This window comes from Streptomyces sp. NPDC048106 (assembly GCF_040706415.1).
Taxonomy (GTDB): domain Bacteria; phylum Actinomycetota; class Actinomycetes; order Streptomycetales; family Streptomycetaceae; genus Streptomyces.
Genome location: NZ_JBEZND010000014.1, coordinates 147,293 through 165,784, shown reverse-complemented (window position 1 = coordinate 165,784; position 18,492 = coordinate 147,293). Strand labels below are relative to the sequence as shown.

Annotated in this window: 17 protein-coding genes and 2 tRNA genes; 14 read left to right on the top strand and 5 right to left on the bottom strand. The window is 72.5% G+C overall.

Going from position 1 to position 18,492, the window contains the following annotated elements:
• The first annotated feature begins 308 nt into the window (after positions 1-308).
• Entirely contained in the window at positions 309-743 is a 435-nt protein-coding gene (locus AB0927_RS17325) for a hypothetical protein (RefSeq protein ID WP_366668433.1), read from the top strand.
• A 164-nt stretch (positions 744-907) separates the two neighbouring features.
• A complete protein-coding gene (locus tag AB0927_RS17320) occupies positions 908-1,078 on the top strand; it encodes a hypothetical protein (protein ID WP_366668432.1) in 171 nt (56 codons plus the stop codon).
• A 91-nt stretch (positions 1,079-1,169) separates the two neighbouring features.
• Here AB0927_RS17320 and AB0927_RS17315 read toward each other — a convergent pair whose 3' ends face one another.
• Positions 1,170-1,730, bottom strand: a complete 561-nt coding sequence (locus AB0927_RS17315; RefSeq protein WP_366668431.1) for a CGNR zinc finger domain-containing protein — start codon at positions 1,728-1,730, stop codon at positions 1,170-1,172.
• 302 nt (positions 1,731-2,032) lie between these two features.
• The gene (locus AB0927_RS17310; protein WP_004002642.1) at positions 2,033-2,446 is read right to left on the bottom strand and encodes an SsgA family sporulation/cell division regulator; all 414 of its coding nucleotides are present in this window, start codon (positions 2,444-2,446) and stop codon (positions 2,033-2,035) included.
• Between the two features lie 190 nt (positions 2,447-2,636).
• Between AB0927_RS17310 and AB0927_RS17305 the strand changes: the two genes are divergently transcribed.
• The 5 genes from AB0927_RS17305 (at position 2,637) to AB0927_RS17285 (ending at position 5,877) form a co-directional block, all read left to right on the top strand.
• Positions 2,637-3,032 carry a TIGR02611 family protein gene (locus tag AB0927_RS17305; protein ID WP_366668430.1) on the top strand — a complete coding sequence of 132 codons (396 nt, stop codon included), beginning with the start codon at positions 2,637-2,639 and terminating at the stop codon, positions 3,030-3,032.
• A gap of 84 nt (positions 3,033-3,116) precedes the next feature.
• Positions 3,117-3,188, top strand: a tRNA-Val gene (locus AB0927_RS17300).
• Between the two features lie 268 nt (positions 3,189-3,456).
• Positions 3,457-3,903 (top strand): SRPBCC family protein, encoded by a 447-nt coding sequence (locus AB0927_RS17295; RefSeq protein ID WP_366668429.1) that lies wholly within the window; start codon positions 3,457-3,459, stop codon positions 3,901-3,903.
• Positions 3,904-3,942: 39 nt separating this feature from the next.
• Positions 3,943-4,014, top strand: a tRNA-Val gene (locus AB0927_RS17290).
• Positions 4,015-4,071: 57 nt separating this feature from the next.
• Positions 4,072-5,877 carry a DUF2207 domain-containing protein gene (locus AB0927_RS17285; RefSeq protein WP_366668428.1) on the top strand — a complete coding sequence of 602 codons (1,806 nt, stop codon included), beginning with the start codon at positions 4,072-4,074 and terminating at the stop codon, positions 5,875-5,877.
• A gap of 35 nt (positions 5,878-5,912) precedes the next feature.
• Here the strand turns inward: AB0927_RS17285 and AB0927_RS17280 are convergent, their stop codons facing one another.
• Positions 5,913-6,638, bottom strand: a complete 726-nt coding sequence (locus tag AB0927_RS17280) for a 3'-5' exonuclease (protein ID WP_366668427.1) — start codon at positions 6,636-6,638, stop codon at positions 5,913-5,915.
• Between the two features lie 168 nt (positions 6,639-6,806).
• Here AB0927_RS17280 and AB0927_RS17275 point away from each other — a divergent pair, with 168 nt between their 5' ends.
• The 4 genes from AB0927_RS17275 to AB0927_RS17260 all read left to right on the top strand — a co-directional run bounded on the left by AB0927_RS17275 (position 6,807) and on the right by AB0927_RS17260 (position 11,301).
• Positions 6,807-7,373 (top strand): DUF4365 domain-containing protein, encoded by a 567-nt coding sequence (locus AB0927_RS17275; RefSeq protein WP_366668426.1) that lies wholly within the window; start codon positions 6,807-6,809, stop codon positions 7,371-7,373.
• On the top strand, positions 7,370-8,581 hold the full coding sequence (locus AB0927_RS17270) for a hypothetical protein (RefSeq protein WP_366668425.1): 1,212 nt from the start codon (positions 7,370-7,372) through the stop codon (positions 8,579-8,581). Before AB0927_RS17275 ends, AB0927_RS17270 begins: the two co-directional genes overlap by 4 nt.
• Before the next feature lie 113 nt (positions 8,582-8,694).
• On the top strand, positions 8,695-10,671 hold the full coding sequence (gene thrS / locus AB0927_RS17265) for a threonine--tRNA ligase (RefSeq protein ID WP_366668424.1): 1,977 nt from the start codon (positions 8,695-8,697) through the stop codon (positions 10,669-10,671).
• A 72-nt stretch (positions 10,672-10,743) separates the two neighbouring features.
• Positions 10,744-11,301 (top strand): HIT domain-containing protein, encoded by a 558-nt coding sequence (locus AB0927_RS17260; protein ID WP_366668423.1) that lies wholly within the window; start codon positions 10,744-10,746, stop codon positions 11,299-11,301.
• Positions 11,302-11,363: 62 nt separating this feature from the next.
• Here the strand turns inward: AB0927_RS17260 and AB0927_RS17255 are convergent, their stop codons facing one another.
• Together AB0927_RS17255 and AB0927_RS17250 are read right to left on the bottom strand one after the other, a co-directional pair.
• Entirely contained in the window at positions 11,364-13,010 is a 1,647-nt protein-coding gene (locus AB0927_RS17255; protein ID WP_366668422.1) for a hypothetical protein, read from the bottom strand.
• A 189-nt stretch (positions 13,011-13,199) separates the two neighbouring features.
• Positions 13,200-15,398: an elongation factor G-like protein EF-G2 gene (locus AB0927_RS17250; RefSeq protein WP_366668421.1), complete on the bottom strand. Its 2,199-nt coding sequence runs from the start codon at positions 15,396-15,398 to the stop codon at positions 13,200-13,202.
• A 261-nt stretch (positions 15,399-15,659) separates the two neighbouring features.
• Here AB0927_RS17250 and pgsA point away from each other — a divergent pair, with 261 nt between their 5' ends.
• Genes pgsA through AB0927_RS17235 form a run of 3 tightly spaced genes read left to right on the top strand, consistent with a single transcriptional unit; the run spans position 15,660 to position 18,441 of the window.
• Positions 15,660-16,376, top strand: a complete 717-nt coding sequence (gene pgsA, locus AB0927_RS17245) for a phosphatidylinositol phosphate synthase (protein ID WP_366668439.1) — start codon at positions 15,660-15,662, stop codon at positions 16,374-16,376.
• Positions 16,373-17,281: a phosphatidylinositol mannoside acyltransferase gene (locus tag AB0927_RS17240; RefSeq protein WP_366668420.1), complete on the top strand. Its 909-nt coding sequence runs from the start codon at positions 16,373-16,375 to the stop codon at positions 17,279-17,281. The genes pgsA and AB0927_RS17240 overlap by 4 nt, the downstream gene beginning before the upstream one ends.
• Complete coding sequence (locus tag AB0927_RS17235) at positions 17,278-18,441, top strand: glycosyltransferase family 4 protein (protein ID WP_366668419.1); 1,164 nt, start codon at positions 17,278-17,280, stop codon at positions 18,439-18,441. The genes AB0927_RS17240 and AB0927_RS17235 overlap by 4 nt, the downstream gene beginning before the upstream one ends.
• Positions 18,442-18,492 lie beyond the last annotated feature (51 nt).

Genomic DNA, 18,492 nt, shown 5'->3' with positions numbered 1-18,492 from the left:
CAGTCGGGGCACTGGAGTTCACACCAGACGTCGAGGACGACGGCGTCGGGGCGCACGGGGGAGGAGTCGCTCATGCGCCCAGTCTTCCAGGCCGATCCCGGCCACCCCGATCCGCACCTCGGCCACCACCGGCAGGCACCCGAGGAGGAGGCGACCCGGAGATCTCCCTGATGTCCGGTCCGGGGCGTGGCCTCGCGTGGGCCGGGCGGTGCAGGATGGAAGGGACGAAGCACCGCACGTCGGCCCTGCCGGGGTGCCGTCTCCCGTATGCCGACATGCCACCCGCCCGAGCCCGCCAGGAGGACCGGATGATTGCCGAGACCGTCTGCTCCGCCGTGTCCGCGGCGGGCCTGGGCATCGCGGTGGTCACGGCCTACCGCAGGCGTTTCCTGTCGGCGGCCCGCATCGCGGCCTACGCGCTGGTGCCGGTCGGGCTGGTGATGACGGGCGTCGTGGGCTGGCTCGCGGACACCGCCTTCAGCCCCACCGCCTGGGCCGGCTTCGGGGTGCTGGCCGCGGCCTGGCTGCTGTTCGCCGGCACCCGCGCGGTGGAGCGCCGCAGGACCGGCGCGGTCCGCGGGGCACCGGCCGACGCCGCGGGGACCAGGACGGGCGGCGCGGCACCGACGGCGCCCACGTCGTCCGCTCCGGCCCTGGACCAGGGCCGGCGCCAGGGGAAGCGCCCGGCGTCCGGCGACGACTTCAGCGACATCGAGGCGATCCTCAAGAAGCACGGCATATGACAGTCACATGACTCGCCGGGGCGTCACAGTGCGTCCGCGGACGTCCGGAATCGTTCACCAGCCGAAGCGAGCCGGACGAGAGATCGCGGGTTTCGGCGAACTCCCGCAAGATCGTGATTCTTGATCGCTTACGGGGTCCCGCGTACGCCATCATCGGCCGCGAGATGCTGGATACGACACAGAGCGAGGCCGCGCCGCCGAGGGACGAGCCCGACGAGCCGGACGAGCCGCGCGGGTGCCTCTTCGCCCTTTCCCAGCCACCGCTGATGATCTTCCTTGCGGTGATCGGGTGTCTGATCCTCATGGCTGCGCTGCACGACCTGCTGTTGCTGTGAGCCGTACACGTCCGTCCCGGCGCCACCCGCCGGGACCGACGTCGCCCACGGACCACCGCCGGCCCGGACGGCGCCCTTGCGCCCGGACGGCTCAGCCGGTCGCCTCCTTGCGGCGCGCCCGGTACGCGGCCACATGCAGACGGTTGCCGCAGGTGCGGCTGTCGCAGTAGCGGCGGGAGCGGTTGCGGGAGAGGTCCACGAAGGCGCGCCGGCAGTCCGGGGCCTCGCAGCGGCGGAGGCGCTCCTCCTCGCCGGCCACGACGAAGAAGGCCAGGGCCATGCCGCAGTCGGCGGCGAGGTGGTCGGCCACGGAGGCGCCGGGGGCGAAGTAGTGGACGTGCCAGTCGTAGCCGTCGTGGTCGGTCAGCCGGGGGGTGGTGCCCGCCGCCGCGATCAGCTCGTTGATCAGCCCGGCGGCGCTCCCGGCGTCCGGGGCCGCGAAGATCGCCGCGAACCGCGCCCGGACCGCCCGCACGGCCGAGAGGTCGGCCGCCGACACCACTCCGACCTCGCTGATCTCGTGGTTTCGTACGAAATCCGCGAGGGCCGCGAGATCGGGCAGCCCGTCCGCCGCCGTCTCGTCCTCCGGCGCGGTGTTCACCAGGTCGACCACGGTGTCGAGGGCGCACCGGGTGTCATGGGTGATCAGCACGTTTCGCTCCCTGGCCTGGGGGTCGGGCGTGGGCCCGCCGATGCTGGCCGATGGTAGCGACAACGCGCCCGCCGCATGGGCCGCGTCCGGCCCCCGGTCCCCGCCATGGGCCCTGGTGGTCCCCGAAGCCGCCCCGAGCCGCCCCGAGCCGCCGTGGCGGCACCCTGGGAGGGCACGCCGACGGACCGACGCCGTTCCGTGAGCGCTCACGGTGACGGCGCCGGCCCGTGCCGTATGCGGTTGTCCTGGCCCGCGCCGTCTCCCCGAGTGGACGGCGCCGGGCTGCTTCGAAGGGCGGCGGGCTAGCTTTCCGCCAGGATGTGCGAGAGCTCTTGATCCAGATCGAAGTGCCGGTGCTCCGTGCCGGGCGGCACGGCGGCGTCGGTTCGCTTCAGGAAGGACTCCAGGGCCCGCGCGGGGGCCTCCAGCAGCGCCTCCCCCTCAGGGGAGCTCAGGGCGATGCAGACAACGCCCTGACCATGGCTGCGGGACGGCCAGACGCGGACGTCTCCGGTTCCGGTGGGCCGGTGCAGCCCCTCGGCGAGGAGGTCGCGGGCGAACACCCACTCGACGGTCTCCTCGGCTCCGGTGTGGAAGGTGGCGTGCACGGCGTAGGGGTCGGCCGTGTCGTACCGCAGGCCTGCGGGGACAGGCAGGGATGACTCGCTCGACACAACGAGGCGCAGGTGCAGCTCGCAGCTGACCGTGGTGTTCATAAGCGCCAGGGCCTTTCGCTCAGTGTGCGCTCGGGGATTCGCACGTCGGCGAAATCGACATGCCACCTACGGTGCCGTTGTAAACCCCTCTGAGGGTTTTGCGTGCGTTTACGACACTCTTCCGGCCGAGAACTCGTACCGGATCTGCGGCCATTCCGGTGATGTGAATCACTCGGGTAGCGTTGTCGGTATGAATACGGGGAGTGACGAGCCAGGGCTCGGGTCCCGCGCGCCGGAATTCATCAGGGCGCGCCGGCTGCTGCACCGCGGCTGGCAGGCCGGTGTCTTCGTGATCGGTCTCGCGGTGGTGATCGCCGGCCTCGCCATGCTCGCGCTGCCCGGACCCGGCTGGGTGGTGATCTTCGCCGGCATGGCGATCTGGGCGACCGAGTTCGTCTGGGCCCAGCTCGTGCTCCGCTGGACCAAACGCAAGGTCACCGAGGCGGCACAGCGCGCCCTGCAGCCGGAGGTGCGCCGCCGCAACATCGCGCTGACCGTGGTCGGAGCGGTGATCGTCGTGGTGCTGGGGGCGATCTACCTGTGGCGCTTCGGCCTCGTGCCGCCCTGGCGGATCAGGCGTCAGTGAGCCGCGTGGCCGCGCCCTCCGCCCCCCGGGACGGCCGCTGGTCGAAGGTACTCCCTGACATGGGGTAATGTTCTTCCTGCGCCCGGGCGATTAGCTCAGTGGGAGAGCGCTTCGTTCACACCGAAGAGGTCACTGGTTCGAACCCAGTATCGCCCACCCCGGACCGACGGCCCATCCGCGAAAGAGCGGATGGGCCGTCGTCGTATTCCCGATCCGTGACGAACCGTCATCCGGCGGGAGGAGTTCCGGTCGCGCACAACTGGCCGAAACTGTCCGGCCTTTCCGGAAAGCCCTTGAGTTTCCGGCCGCCGCGCCGGGAGCGGGGAATTCCGCGCCGCCCCAAGGCTCGGGGCCGGTACGTATTCTGAGCGGGAATCAGCGGACGGGCATGAGCGGCCGACCGCGTACGGGGCAGGCTCGGTGGATGGACTGGAACCACTACCGCTTCCGCAGCCGGTGGCGCCTGCCGGCCCCGCCGGCCGCCGTCTACGCCGCGCTGGCACGGCCCGAGGACTACCCCCGCTGGTGGCCCCAGGTCCGCTCGGTGACCCGGCTCGACGACTCCACCGGCATCTTCACCATCCGCTCGGCACTGCCGTACGCCATGACCTTCACCGCGCACGAGAGGCGCCGCGACCCGGCCGCCGGGATCCTGGAGATCACCATGAGCGGCGACATCGAGGGCTGGGCCCGCTGGACGGTCACCGCCGCGGGCACCGGGACGCTCGCCGTCTACGACCAGGAGGTCGACGTCCGCAAGCCCCTGCTCCGGCGTCTCGCCGTACCCGGCCGCGCGGTCCTGCGCGCCAACCACCGCCTGATGATGCGGGCCGGACGGCGTGGACTGCTGCGCCGGCTGCGAGCGGTTTGAAGGATCGGTGTGGGGACCTGTATTGTTCAGTGCGTTCCCGGGCGATTAGCTCAGTGGGAGAGCGCTTCGTTCACACCGAAGAGGTCACTGGTTCGAACCCAGTATCGCCCACCGGGAGAGAGCCGGTCCGCAGCAGCGGACCGGCTCTTCTGATGCCAGGGGGGCGTCATGGGCAAGGAACAGGGCGGAGACGGACCGAGACCCGGCGCACGCGTGCGCGGGGTGCGGATCCGGAGCCTGGTCAGGATCTTCTTCCTCGTGCTGCTGCTGGGCGTCGTCGTGGCGCTGGCCAGGGTCACCTTCAACACCGAACGCGTCACCACGATGTGGGTCGGGGCGCGGATCGCCGCCGACGGCAGCGCACGGATCACCGAGGTCGTCGACTACGACTTCGGCTACCCGCACACCGAACGGCACGGCATCTACCGCGACCTGCCGGACCTGCCCTACGACGAGGACCTGGCCCACGTCACCGCCACCATGGACGGCCACCGCGTCCCCTGGGAACTGACGGTGGGCGACGACTACACCCGGCCGGACGGCGGGCGGGAGACCGCCACCCGCATCCAGGTCGGCGACCCGGACCGGGCCGTCACCGGGGTGCACCGCTACCGCGTCCAGTACACCCTCCAGGACGTCGTGAAGAACGGCAGGCTGGCCTGGGACGCGGTCGGCACCGGCTGGCGGGTCGACCGGTCCCGCGTCGAGATCCACGTCGTCACCCCGTACCCGCTCGACGCCCCGCGCTGTGTGCACGGCACCGACGGCTCCGGGCGGGCCTGCGCGGTGGGGCACCCCGGCCCCGGGGAGCTGACCGTCAGGCTGGACCGGCTCAAGGGGAAGGAAAAGGAAGGGGTCACCCTCTACGCCGGACACGGACACGGCGCCTTCGGGGCCGCGGCCGAACTGCCCGCGCCGCCCGCCGGGAAGGCCGTCGGCACCACGGTGACGCACCCGCTGCTGAACGCCCTCCTCGCCCTCGGCCTCGCCCTCGCCACCGCGCTGGCCACGATCGGGCTGCTGCGCCTCGCCGGCCGCGACCGGCCCGCACCGCAGGACATCGACGAGCCGTCGGCGACACCGGGCCCCACACCGCCGCCGGGCCTCAGCGCCGCCCAGGGCGGGCTGTTGGCCGACGAGCGGGTCGAGGCCCGGCACCGGACCGCCTGGCTGCTCGGCGCCGTCGCCGACGGCCACCTCGTCCTCGACGGCGAGGAACACGCGCCGACGCTGCGCCGCCGCGACCCGGACGCCGGCTCGGACGACCCGGTCACCGCGGACGTCCTCCAGCGCGTCTTCGCCGGGCGCCGAGAGATCGTCCTGGGGGCGTACGACCCGTCCTTCCAGGCGGCCTGGGAGGCGCTGGCCGGCCACCTGACCCGGTGGCAGGCCGACTCCGGTCTGTGGGACCCGGCCTTGCTGCGCCGGGCCCGCACCGGACGGCGCGCGGGCATCGCGGCGTGTCTGCTCGGCTTCGCCGTCGCCGCGGTGGGCGCGGCCCTCGGCGGCGGCCGTCATCCGGTGGGCGGCCCCGCGCTCGTCGTGGGCGCGGTCGTCTTCGGGGCCGGCCTCGCCCTGGCCCGGCGCGCCTGGGAACTCCAGCGGCGCACCTCCGAGGGCAGCGCCCGGTTGCGGCGGGTCGAGGCGTTCCGGCGCTACCTCGCCGACCCGGCCGCGTTCCCCGGCACGCAGCCCCTCGACGACGACCAGGTACGCCACTGCACCGCCTGGGCCGTCGCCCTGGACCTCGCCACCACCTGGCGCCACGCCATGGAGACCTCCGCGGTCCCCACCCGCACGCCCTCCTCCCGCACCCCTCGCCTGGGCCCGGCCCTCGCCGTCGCCCTCGTCACGGCCACGGTGGCCTCCGCCGCATCCCCGTCCAGCGGCGGTGGCTCCGGCGGCGGTTCGGGCGGCGGCTCCTCCTCGGACGTCGGCGGCGGCGCGGGCGGCGGCGGGGGCGGCTCGTGGTGACCCCGTGACCGCCGACAAGATCCTGAGGAAAGGCCCTACGCCGCCGCCGGCATCTCCGGACGCAGCGGCCACTCCGTGTTGACCGTCTCGTCCGAGCCGTTGCGGGCGAACCAGGACTGGAGGCCGCGGGCCTGCGCGGCGTGCCAGTTGGCCTGGAGGGCGTGCAGGTCGGCGGGGGAGAGGCGTTCGAGACGGGCGGCGAAGCGGCGGCCCAGCGAGCGGACGACCTCCAGGGCGGCCAGCGCGTCCGCCGCCGCGTCGTGCGCCCCCTCCAGTGCCACGTCGTAGTGCGCGCACAGGTCCGTCAGCGTGCGGCGGCCCTTGCGGTAGCGGTCCAGGTGCTTGTCCAGCACCCGCGGATCCAGCACCCGCAGCGGCACCGAAGGGAACCACCGCTCCAGCGACGACGCCCGGTGCCGGCGCAACTCCCGGTCCAGCAGCGTCAGATCGAACGGCGCGTTCATCACCACCAGCGGGCGCCCCCGCGCCGCGTGCTCCGCCAACTGCTCGGCTATCTCCAGCATCACCGGCGCCGGCCAGCGCCCGTCGCGCTGGAGGTGCTCCTCCGTCAGCCCGTGCACCGCCGTCGCCTCGGCCGGCACCGGCACCCCCGGGTTCACCAGCCAGCGCGAGACCCGCGGCAGGGTCTCCGGCGCGTCCTGGACGACGACGGCGGCCGACACGATCCGGTCGGTCTCGACGTCCACACCCGTGGTCTCCGTGTCGAAGGCGGCCAGCGGCCCCTCGTACCAGTACGTCATGCCAACCCAACTCCTCGCTCACCCACGGCAGATGACGTCCCGTCTTCTGCCTGTTTGGTGATACCCGGGCCGTTTGCGCCGTACGCCGTGAGGAGACAACAGGAGTACGGGTCTTTGCAGTTCAGCAGCCCGCAGCGGGGAAACCCTTGGCTTGGGAGGCTGTTGGTCATGGCCACTCTGCAGCCCGAGCGGGGCGGGCTGCTGCCCGAGGACACGGACACCGTCCGCGGCACGCTCGCCACCACCGCCTGCATGGAGACGCTCCAGGTCGGCTACCTGCACGCGGTCGCCGCCGCGGCCGGCTGCTCGCTGTCCCAGCCCTTCCCGGACAACGGCATCGACTGGCACGTCAGCCACAGCGCGCCGGGCCACACCGTCGACGACGAGGTCACCATCAAGGTCCAGTTGAAGGCCACGTACCAGATACCGCCGCACCCCCCGGGCCGCACCTTCTCCTTCACCCTGGACAACGACCATCTGCGCAAGCTCGCCCGCACACCCGTCTCGGTGCACAAGATCCTCGTCGTGATGCTGGTCCCGCGCGCCCAGGGCGACTGGCTGCGCGCCGGCCACGACCGGCTCGACCTGCGGCACTGCTGCTACTGGGTCAACCTGGCCGGCCACCCCATCACCGGCCGGCACCGGACCACCGTGCGGATACCGACCACACGCATCTTCGACGACCGGGCGCTGTGCGAGATCATGACCCGCGTCGGGACGGGAGGCAGACCATGAGGATCCGTCCCCACGAGGAGCCGGTGCCGCAGCGGGCGTACCCCGGCGCCCTCCCGTGGCACCGCCCGCCGGACGCCGCCGACGTCGACCCCGCGGTGCTCGGCGTCCTGCTGCGCCGGCACGGCTGGCGGCGGCGCGGCGGGGCCGCCGGACGCTACGGCCGCTGGACCCCGCCCGGCGAGGGCGGCGCCACCAGCCTGTTGGTGCCCGAGAGCCGCGCCTTTCCCGACAGCGACGACCTCCTCGCCGAGGCCCTGGACGCCCTCGCCCGCAGCGACACCCCCGCCGCCCGCGAGGTGCTGATCTGCCTCGCCGTACCCAGCGACGAGATCCGCTGGTGGCGCGACGCCCCGAGTGGCCCGGTAGGCGCCGCCTCCTGGGGCCGCGAGGAACAACTGCGCGGCGCTGGGCGGCAGTTGCTGCTCGCAGCCGCGCTCGCCACCCGTGCGCGGACCGGATACCACGGCGCCCGCCACCGCCGCGCCGCCACCGCGCTCCTGGACGGCGTGCTCGTCGGACCCGCCGCCGCGGACGGCCGGCTGACCGCCTTCGCGCCCGTGTCCGCCGCCCGCCCCCTCGCCGTCCGCCTCCACCAGGCGCTGCACGCCGCCCGCGAGGCCATCGACTACCGGCGGGCCACCGGCGGCATGGACGCCTTCGACGGCGCCGTCGAGGCCGGCGTCAGTCGCGAGCTGACCGAGGCGCTCGGCGCGCTGGTGCGGGGCACCGAGGGGGCCAGGGTCGCCGTCGCCTGGGCGCCCGCCGCCGGCGTCCCCGACGGCTGCGCCCCCGGCGCCGAGCCCGTCGAGTTCTCCCCCGGCGACCTGCCCGTGCTGCGGGAGGCCGCGGCCCGCTATCTGCACGCGGAACCCTCCGTGCCGGTGCGGATCACCGGAGCGGTCGTGCGCATGCGCCGCTCGGGCCCCCGCGGCGAGGGCACCGTACGGCTGCGCGTGCTCGCGGGCGCCGAGGTGCCGCACGTCCGCGTCACCCTGGACGAGGAGGACTACCGCATCGCCGGCCACGCCCACCTCGTCGGCCTCCCGGTGCGCGTGCACGGCCGGCTGGAGCGGCGCGGCGGCTTCCGCCGGCTCACCGGCGCCGCCGGGGTCGTACCCGTGCAGGTGGACGAGGCCGAGCGGGACCGGCTGATGAAGTCCCTCCAGGAGCACCTGGACTTCTTCGGGGAGGCCTGCGGGGAGGCGTGAGCGGCCGGGGACCGAGGGTAATCGTTTCGCGGTCGGTGCCCTCGGGTCGGTACGATCGCCTGTGCGCGCGCTCCTGGTATGGCGCCGCACCCACCTTCAGTCAGGAGAGACCGGTGTCAGACGTCCGTGTGATCATCCAACGCGATTCGGAGCGGGAAGAACGCGTGGTGACGACGGGCACTACGGCCGCCGACCTCTTCGCGGGCGAGCGCTCGGTCATCGCCGCGCGCGTGGGCGGCGAGCTGAAGGACCTCGCGTACGAGCCGGCCGACGGCGACGAGGTCGAGGCCGTCGAGATCGCCTCCGAGGACGGCCTGAACATCCTGCGCCACTCCACCGCGCACGTCATGGCGCAGGCCGTGCAGGAACTGTTCCCCGAGGCCAAGCTGGGCATCGGCCCGCCGGTCAAGGACGGCTTCTACTACGACTTCGACGTCGAGAAGCCGTTCACGCCCGAGGATCTCAAGGCCATCGAGAAGAAGATGCAGGAGATCCAGAAGCGCGGGCAGAAGTTCGCCCGCCGCGTCGTCACCGACGAGGCCGCCCGCGAGGAGCTGGCGGACGAGCCGTACAAGCTGGAGCTGATCGGCCTCAAGGGCTCCGCGTCGCACGACGACGGCGCGGACGTCGAGGTCGGCGCCGGCGAGCTGACGATCTACGACAACCTGGACGCCAAGACCGGCGAGCTGTGCTGGAAGGACCTCTGCCGCGGTCCCCACCTGCCCTCCACCCGCCTCATCCCGGCGTTCAAGCTGATGCGCAACGCGGCCGCCTACTGGCGCGGCAGCGAGAAGAACCCGATGCTCCAGCGCATCTACGGCACCGCCTGGCCGTCCAAGGACGAGCTGAAGGCGTACCTGGAGTTCCTCGCCGAGGCCGAGAAGCGCGACCACCGCAAGCTCGGCGCCGAGCTCGACCTCTTCTCCATCCCCGAGCAGATCGGCTCGGGCCTGGCCGTCTTCCACCCCAAGGGCGGCATCATCCGCCGCACCATGGAGGACTACTCGCGGCGCCGCCACGAGGAAGAGGGCTACGAGTTCGTCTACACCCCGCACGCGACGAAGGGGAAGCTCTTCGAGACCTCGGGCCACCTGGACTGGTACGCCGACGGCATGTACCCGCCCATGCAGCTCGACGAGGGCGTGGACTACTACCTCAAGCCCATGAACTGCCCGATGCACAACCTGATCTTCGACGCGCGCGGCCGCTCCTACCGCGAACTGCCGCTGCGCCTCTTCGAGTTCGGGACCGTGTACCGGTACGAGAAGTCGGGCGTCGTGCACGGCCTGACCCGTGCCCGCGGCTTCACGCAGGACGACGCGCACATCTACTGCACCCGTGAGCAGATGTCCGAGGAGCTGGACAAGACGCTCACCTTCGTCCTCGGCCTGCTGCGGGACTACGGCCTGACCGACTTCTACCTGGAGCTGTCCACCAAGGACCCGGAGAAGTTCGTCGGCTCCGACGAGGTCTGGGAGGAGGCGACCGAGACCCTGCGCCAGGTCGCCGAGAAGCAGGGCCTGCCCCTGGTTCCCGACCCGGGCGGCGCCGCGTTCTACGGCCCGAAGATCTCGGTCCAGGCCAAGGACGCCATCGGCCGCACCTGGCAGATGTCGACCATCCAGCTCGACTTCAACCTGCCCGAGCGGTTCAACCTGGAGTTCACCGGCTCCGACGGCTCCAAGCAGCGTCCGGTCATGATCCACCGCGCGCTGTTCGGCTCCATCGAGCGCTTCTTCGCCGTGCTCCTGGAGCACTACGCGGGCGCGTTCCCTGCGTGGCTGGCCCCGGTGCAGGCGGTCGGCATCCCGGTGGGCGACGCGCACGTGGAGTACCTGGAGAAGTTCGCGGCGGCGGCCCGCAGGCAGGGCCTGCGCGTCGAGGTGGACTCCTCCTCGGACCGCATGCAGAAGAAGATCCGCAACGCGCAGAAGCAGAAGGTGCCCTTCATGGTCATCGCGGGCGACGAGGACATGTCGAACGGCTCGGTGTCCTTCCGCTACCGCGACGGCTCGCAGGAGAACGGCATCCCGGTCGACGAGGCCATCGCCAAGATCGCCAAGATCGTGGCGGAGCGGGCCCAGGTCTGACCCTGCCCGAGATCGGCCCCCGGCGGATTTCCGTCCCCGGGGGCCCTGGTCTGCGAGGGGGTCTTACGCCATATGCTGCATGGCATGACGAGTGAGCCGGAGCAGCAGATCGGCGTGGGGACGCAGGACGCGTTCCAGCGCCTGTGGACGCCTCATCGGATGGCCTACATCCAGGGCGAGAACAAGCCGAGCGGCCCGGGGGCCGAGGACGGCTGCCCCTTCTGCTCGATCCCGGCCAAGTCCGACGAGGACGGGCTGATCATCCGCCGTGGCGAGCATGTCTACGCCGTCCTCAACCTGTATCCGTACAACGGCGGCCATCTGATGACCGTGCCCTACCGGCACGTGGCCGACTACACGGACCTCACCGGGCCGGAGACCGCCGAGCTGGCCGAGCTGACCAAGCAGGCGATGACCGCCCTGCGCACCGCGTCCGGGGCGCACGGCTTCAACATCGGCATGAACCAGGGCACGGTGGCGGGCGCGGGCATCGCCGCCCACCTGCACCAGCACGTCGTGCCCCGCTGGGGCGGCGACACCAACTTCATGCCGGTGGTCGGCCACACCAAGGTGCTTCCGCAGCTCCTGGCCGACACCCGCAAGATGCTGGCGGAGGCCTGGCCGGCGTAACACCAAAAGCGCCGAGGGCGCCCCCTTTCCCGAGGGGGCGCCCTCTTCGTGTCCCGGACGCGCTACGCGTCGTACAGGTCCGCCTTCCGCGGTGACGGGTCCTGGACCTGGCCGCTGAGGAACGACGACCGGTTGCCGAACTTCTCCGTGTCGACGCCGTGCTCCTTGAGGACCTTGATCGCGGCCGAGTGCACGACCCGCAGCACCGGGGTGGCCGCCCGCAGCGCGTCGTCGGCCATGAAGCGGTGCCGCCACGGCTGGTCGGCCCAGGCGTGCCGCAGCCCGAACGGCTCGGGCAGGCCGAGGGAGCCGCCGAGCCAGTTGAGCAGCGGCGGGTACCAGGCCAGCGGGGCGCGCACGGCGAGCCGTACGACCTCGTCGGTGGTCATCAGCGGCAGGTTGATCTTGCGGGTCTCCCAGGGCTTGAAGGTTTTGGCGACCTCCTTGGTCGGTGCCTCCGGCTTGCCCCAGAACAGCCCGTTGACCGGGCCGAGCGCATGCCCGGTGACCTCGATGCGCAGCGTCTCGTGCAGCACGGTCACCGTGATCATCATGGTGAGCACCAGCTGGCCGTCCCACAGCGTCCACTGCACGCCCAGGTAGTGCCGGTCGCCCTTGCCGAACTGCTGCTTGTTGCAGATCTCCTGTATGGCGTGCGGCTTGACCTGGAAGGCTTCCACGTCGGTGCCCTCCGGCCGGGACACCGCCCCCGCCTTCTCCGCGATCGGGGTGACGATCCAGTGCTTGACCGACGGCTTGGGGAAGCCCCCGGTGTTCAGCGGGCCGCGCTCCAGCAGGGCCAGCTGGTCATGGATCGCGCGGATGACGTCCCAGCTGCGGAACGGGTGGATCTCGCGGCCGGGATCGGCGGACACCAGGTCCTCGGCGAGCTGCCAGGCGCCCCAGCGGGTGCCCATGCCGAGTATCCCCTTGGGGCCCGCGTAGAAGACCGAGTTGGACTGCTGTTCGGCGGTGAGCCGGGCCAGGGACTCGCGCAGCGCGTCGGCCGCGGTCTGGTCCGGGCCGCGCGGCACCGCCTCGGGCACCTTGATGCCGACGTTGCTGCCCGACAGCAGGCCGTCCCAGCGGGCCCGCAGGTCCTTGGCGGTGCGCTCGCAGATCTGCTTGGCCAGGTACCAGCCGACGGCCGGCAGCACCACGGCCGCCCGCGCGTACCACCCCCAGAAGCCGCTGAACGGCATCTTGACCAGGAACAGCACGGCCAGCACGCCGACGCCGAGGAGCAGCATGGTGGCCAGGGTCCCGGCCCGCTTGTCGTCGCGCTTGGCGACGAACGAGCGCAGCTGGAAGACGAGCAGCCAGGCGATCAGCCCCGGCAGGAAGACCAGGCCGCACAGGACCGTCACCAGGGTCAGCCGGTGGTCGCGCTCGCGGCGGATGTTGTTGGCCGCCAGGCAGTGCTCGACCACGAACTGCGGCTCGGAGCCGAAGGACTGGATGAGCGGTTTGCGGCCGGCGCCGAGCATGCGGTCCGCGACGGCGCGCGCGTACGCCTCGCCGAGGTTGGGCTTGAACAGTTTGATCCTGCCGGGCTTGACGGTGGACTGGTGCCACTCGTTGTCGGCGTCCTTGATCTTGTCGACCGGGTCGTCCCGGTAGGCCGCGGAGGCCAGCGCGGCCGTCGCCGCCTGCTGGCCGTCGCCGGAGACGGGCACCTGGGGCCCGTCCCACTCCGTTCCAAACGACATTCCCGCCCCCATCGCCGCCGGTGTCGCTTCTGCGGCCTTCCCGACTTCCCTGCTCCGCACACCTGTTGGGCCCGTCGTCGTACCGAAACCGGACGGCGGGCGCGCGGGGTGCCCAGGTGATCAGCGTATCCGCCGCCACCGGCTCGCGGAGGGCAGACGGCCGAAGCCGCCCGCCCGCCGGCCCTTCGGTCAGACGTCGTCCCCGGCCTGTTCGCGGATGCGTTCGGCGATCTGCGGCGGCATCGGCTCGTGCCGTGCGTACGCCCGGTCGAAGCGGGCCGTGCCGTGGGAGAGCGAGCGCAGGTCGACGGCGTAGCGGCCGATCTCGAACTCGGGGACCTCGGCCCGGATCAACGTGCGTCCGGAGCCCACCTGTTCGGTGCCGAGCAGCCGGCCGCGGCGGCCCGACAGGTCGCTCATCACGGCGCCCACGTAGTCGTCGTTGACCAGGACGCTCACCTCGGCGACCGGCTCCAGCAGATGGATCCTGGCGTCCGCGGCGGCCTCGCGCAGGGCGAGCGCGCCCGCGGTCTGGAAGGCGGCGTCGGAGGAGTCCACCGAGTGCGCCTTGCCGTCGAGCAGCGTCACCCGTACGTCGACGAGCGGATGCCCGGCGGCGACGCCCCTGGCGGCCTGGGCGCGGACGCCCTTCTCGACGGACGGGATGAACTGGCGCGGCACCGCCCCGCCGACCACCTTGTCCACGAACTCGATGCCCGAGCCGCCGGGCAGCGGTTCGACCTCGATCTCGCAGATGGCGTACTGGCCGTGCCCGCCGGACTGCTTGACATGCCGGCCGCGCCCGGTGGCCTTGTTCGCGAACGTCTCCCGGAGGGAGACCTTGTGCGGTACGACGTCCACCTGGACGCCGTAGCGGCCGCGCAGCCGTTCCAGCGCGACGTCCGCGTGCGCCTCGCCCAGGCACCACAGCACCACCTGGTGGGTGTCCTGGTTCTGCTCCAGGCGCATCGTCGGGTCCTCGGCGGCCAGCCGGGACAGTCCCTGCGAGAGCTTGTCCTCGTCGGCCTTGCTGTGCGCCTGGATGGCGATGGGGAGCAGCGGGTCCGGCATCTGCCAGGGCTCCATCAGCAGCGGGTCGTCCTTGGCGGAGAGGGTGTCCCCGGTCTCGGCGCGGGCGAGCTTGGCCACGCACACCAGATCGCCGGCGACGGCCTGGGCGACCGGCCGCTGCTGTTTGCCGAAGGGCATCGACAGGGCGCCGATCTTCTCGTCCACGTCGTGGTCCTCGTGGCCCCGGTCGGTCAGGCCGTGCCCGGAGACGTGCACCGCCTGGTCGGGGCGCAGCGTGCCGGAGAAGACGCGGACCAGGGAGATACGGCCGACGTAGGGGTCGGAGGCGGTCTTGACGACCTCGGCGGCCAGCGGCCCGCCGGTGTCGCACGGCTTCAGCTCGCGCGGCCGGCCGTCGACGGTGGTCACGCCGGGCACCGGGTGCTCGAAGGGGGTCGGGAAGCCGCCCGTGATCAGGTCGAGCAGTTCCACGGTGCCGAGGCCCTGCCGTGCGCCCTCCGCGGCGGGGGCGGCCGCCAGCACCGGGAAGAAGCTGCCGCGCGCCACGGCCCGCTCCAGGTCCTGGATCAGGGTCTTGACCTCGACCTGTTCGCCGCCGAGGTAGCGGTCCATCAGGGTCTCGTCCTCGCTCTCGGCGATGATCCCCTCGATGAGCCGGCCCCGGGCCTCGTCCAGGTCCGGCAGCTGGTCCGGGCCGGGCTCGGACTCCTTGCGCTCGCCGGACGAGTAGTCGAACAGCTTGCGGGTGAGCAGTCCCACCAGGCCGGTCACGGGCGCGTGCCCGTCGGGGCCCTCGGGGCCGCGCAGCGGGAGGTACAGGGGCAGCACGGCGTCCGGGTCGTCGCCGCCGAATGCCTGCGCGCAGATCCGGGTCATCTCCTCGAAGTCCGCGCGGGCCGCCTCCAGGTGCGTGATCACGATCGCCCGGGGCATCCCGACGGCCGCGCACTCCTCCCAGACCATGCGGGTGGAGCCGTCGACCCCGTCGGAGGCCGAGACGACGAAGAGGGCCGCGTCCGCGGCGCGCAGACCGGCCCGCAGCTCCCCGACGAAGTCGGCGTACCCGGGGGTGTCCAGAACGTTGATCTTGATGCCGTCCCAGGCGACCGGCACCACGGACAGCTGCACGGAGCGCTGCTGCCGGTGCTCGATCTCGTCGTAGTCGGAGACGGAGCCGCCGTCCTCCACGCGGCCCGCCCGGTTCACCGCCCCGGCGGTCAGCGCGAGGGCCTCCACCAGGGTCGTCTTGCCCGATCCGGAGTGGCCGACCAGCACCACATTCCGTATGGACGCGGGTTGGTCGGCCGTCAGAGCCCTGCCGGCGGCCCCGGGATGTGTCTGAGTCTTGTCGCCCATGATCCTGCCTCCCGTGCACGGTGAGGTCATCGGGGCGCGGACACGCGAACCGCGTGCTGCGGCGGCTTCGGCGACGCCCGCGGTTATTCGAGCTTTCCACTCCCGTCACGCCGCGTCCATACGACGGACCCGATCCCGCCGCCGGCACCCCGCGCGGGCTCGTACGGGCCGGTCCCGGGCCGGTCCGCGCGCGCCCGGCGCACCACCTCGGCGTACGGGCCGTGGGTGCCCGCCCGTCACGGGTACGCGCGCGTGGCTACGATGGGCCAGCCGGCGGTCACCAGGGCCGCGGCGACACCGACCGTCGGGAAGGCCATGCTGAACAAGTACGCGCGTGCATTCTTCACGCGTGTCCTCACACCGTTCGCCGCGTTTCTCATCCGGCGGGGGGTGAGCCCCGACACGGTCACGCTGATCGGCACGGCGGGCGTGGTGGCGGGCGCGCTGGTCTTCTACCCCCGGGGCGAGTTCTTCTGGGGCACGGTCGTGATCACCTTGTTCGTCTTCTCCGACCTGGTCGACGGCAACATGGCCCGCCAGCTGGGCCGCTCCAGCCGCTGGGGCGCCTTCCTGGACTCCACCCTGGACCGGGTCGCCGACGGCGCGATCTTCGGCGGCTTCGCCCTCTGGTACGCGGGCCGGGGCGACGACAACATGCTGTGCGCGGTCTCGATCTTCTGCCTGGCCAGCGGGCAGGTGGTGTCGTACACCAAGGCGCGCGGCGAGTCGATCGGGCTCCCGGTCGCCGTCAACGGGCTGGTCGAGCGCGCCGAGCGGCTGGTGATCTCGCTGGTCGCGGCCGGTTTCGCGGGTCTGCACAAGTTCGGTGTGCCGGGCATCCAGTGGCTGCTGCCGATCGCCCTGTGGATCGTGGCCGCGGGCAGCCTGGTCACGCTGATCCAGCGGGTCGTCACCGTGCGCCGCGAGTCCGCCGAGGCGGAGGCGGCCGCGCAGGACCCGAGCGGGGCGGCGAAGTGAGCGTCCCGGACCGGCTCAGCGACGCGCTGTACGGCGCGGGCTGGAGCACCGTCAAGAGGCTCCCCGAGCCCGTCGCGCAGCGCCTCGGGCGGACCATCGCCGACCTCGCCTGGAAGAAGCGCGGCAAGGGCGTGCTGCGCCTGGAGGCGAACTACGCGCGCGTGGTGCCCGGCGCCACCCCCGAGCGCCTCGCGGAACTCTCCCGCAAGGGCATGCGCTCCTACCTGCGCTACTGGATGGAGTCCTTCCGGCTGCCCGCCTGGAGCCCCGAGCGGATCAGGGCGGGCTTCGACCCCAAGGACGTGCACCACCTGACCGGGGGCCTCGACGCCGGCAAGGGCGTGATCCTCGCCCTGCCGCACCTGGCCAACTGGGACCTGGCCGGCGCCTGGGTCACCACCGAGCTGCGCACCCCGTTCACCACGGTCGCCGAACGCCTCAAGCCCGAGACGCTCTACGACCGCTTCGTCGCCTACCGCGAGGGCCTCGGCATGGAGGTGCTGCCGCACAGCGGCGGCTCGGCCTTCGGCACCCTGGCCCGGCGGCTGCGCGACGGCGGCCTGGTGTGCCTGGTCGCCGACCGCGACCTGTCCTCCTCCGGCGTCGAGGTCGACTTCTTCGGCGAGAAGGCGCGGATGCCCGCGGGCCCCGCCCTGCTCGCCCAGCACACCGGCGCCCTGCTGCTGCCGGTCACCCTCTGGTACGACGGCTCGCCCGTCATGCGGGGCCGGGTCCATCCGCCGATCGAGGTGCCCGAGTCAGGCACCCGGGCCGAGAAGGCGTCCGTCATGACACAGGCCCTGGCCGACGCCTTCGCCACCGGGATCGCCGAGCACCCGGAGGACTGGCACATGCTCCAGCGGCTGTGGCTCGCCGACCTCGACCCCGTGAAGGGACCCTCGTGAGAATCGGGATCGTCTGCCCGTACTCCTGGGACGTGCCCGGTGGCGTCCAGTTCCACATCCGCGACCTCGCCGAGTACTTCCGCCGCCTCGGCCACGAGGTCTCCGTGCTCGCCCCGGCCGACGACGACACCCCGCTGCCGCCGTACGTCGTCTCGGCGGGCCGCGCGGTCCCGGTGCCGTACAACGGCTCGGTGGCCCGGCTGAACTTCGGCTTCCTGTCGGCCGCCCGGGTACGGCGCTGGCTGCACGACGGCGCCTTCGACGTGGTCCACATCCACGAGCCGACCTCGCCCTCGCTCGGCCTGCTCACCTGCTGGGCGGCGCAGGGGCCCATCGTGGCCACCTTCCACACCTCCAACCCGCGCTCGCGGGCGATGATCGCCGCCTACTCGATCCTCCAGGCCGCCCTGGAGAAGATCAGCGCCCGGATCGCGGTCAGCGAGTACGCCCGGCGCACGCTGGTCGAGCACCTGGGCGGGGACGCGGTGGTGATCCCCAACGGCGTGGACGTCGACTTCTTCGCCAAGGCCGAGCCCAGGGCCGAGTGGCAGGGGGAGACGATCGGCTTCATCGGCCGCATCGACGAGCCCCGCAAGGGCCTGCCCGTGCTGATGCGGGCCCTGCCGCGGATCCTGGCGGCCCGGCCCACCGCACGGCTGCTGGTCGCGGGCCGCGGCGACGAGGAGGCCGCGGTCGAGAACCTGCCGGCGCCGCTGCGCTCCCGGGTGGAGTTCCTCGGCATGATCAGCGACGAGGACAAGGCCCGCCTGCTGCGCAGCGTCGACGTGTACGTGGCGCCCAACACCGGCGGCGAGAGCTTCGGCATCATCCTGGTCGAGGCCATGTCCGCGGGCGCCCCCGTGCTCGCCTCCGACCTCGACGCCTTCGTCCAGGTCCTGGACCAGGGCCGGGCGGGCGAGATCTTCGCCAACGAGGACGCCGACGCGCTCGCCGAAGCCGCCGTACGGCTCCTGGCCGACCCGGAACGCCGGGCCGCGCTGCGGGACCGCGGCAGCGCCCACGTACGGCGCTTCGACTGGTCCACGGTCGGCGCGGACATCCTCTCGGTCTACGAGACGGTCACGGACGGCACGACGGCCGTCGCGGCGGACGAGCGGGCGACGGGCCTGCGGGCACGCTTCGGGCTGGCGCGGGACTAGGTGTTCTGTCCGGGGTCCCCTGTCGCGTTTTCGGTGCGCCGAAGGGGTGCC

Bases quoted from the DNA above. Each gene is read 5' to 3' on its own strand.
- AB0927_RS17325 (WP_366668433.1), top strand. From the start codon at position 309: ATGATTGCCGAGACCGTCTGCTCCGCCGTGTCCGCGGCGGGCCTGGGC.
- AB0927_RS17320 (WP_366668432.1), top strand. From the start codon at position 908: ATGCTGGATACGACACAGAGCGAGGCCGCGCCGCCGAGGGACGAGCCC.
- AB0927_RS17310 (WP_004002642.1), bottom strand. From the start codon at position 2,446: ATGAACACCACGGTCAGCTGCGAGCTGCACCTGCGCCTCGTTGTGTCG.
- AB0927_RS17305 (WP_366668430.1), top strand. From the start codon at position 2,637: ATGAATACGGGGAGTGACGAGCCAGGGCTCGGGTCCCGCGCGCCGGAA.
- AB0927_RS17295 (WP_366668429.1), top strand. From the start codon at position 3,457: ATGGACTGGAACCACTACCGCTTCCGCAGCCGGTGGCGCCTGCCGGCC.
- AB0927_RS17285 (WP_366668428.1), top strand. From the start codon at position 4,072: ATGGGCAAGGAACAGGGCGGAGACGGACCGAGACCCGGCGCACGCGTG.
- AB0927_RS17280 (WP_366668427.1), bottom strand. From the start codon at position 6,638: ATGACGTACTGGTACGAGGGGCCGCTGGCCGCCTTCGACACGGAGACC.
- AB0927_RS17275 (WP_366668426.1), top strand. From the start codon at position 6,807: ATGGCCACTCTGCAGCCCGAGCGGGGCGGGCTGCTGCCCGAGGACACG.
- AB0927_RS17270 (WP_366668425.1), top strand. From the start codon at position 7,370: ATGAGGATCCGTCCCCACGAGGAGCCGGTGCCGCAGCGGGCGTACCCC.
- AB0927_RS17260 (WP_366668423.1), top strand. From the start codon at position 10,744: ATGCTGCATGGCATGACGAGTGAGCCGGAGCAGCAGATCGGCGTGGGG.
- AB0927_RS17255 (WP_366668422.1), bottom strand. From the start codon at position 13,010: ATGTCGTTTGGAACGGAGTGGGACGGGCCCCAGGTGCCCGTCTCCGGC.
- AB0927_RS17250 (WP_366668421.1), bottom strand. From the start codon at position 15,398: ATGGGCGACAAGACTCAGACACATCCCGGGGCCGCCGGCAGGGCTCTG.
- pgsA (WP_366668439.1), top strand. From the start codon at position 15,660: ATGGGCCAGCCGGCGGTCACCAGGGCCGCGGCGACACCGACCGTCGGG.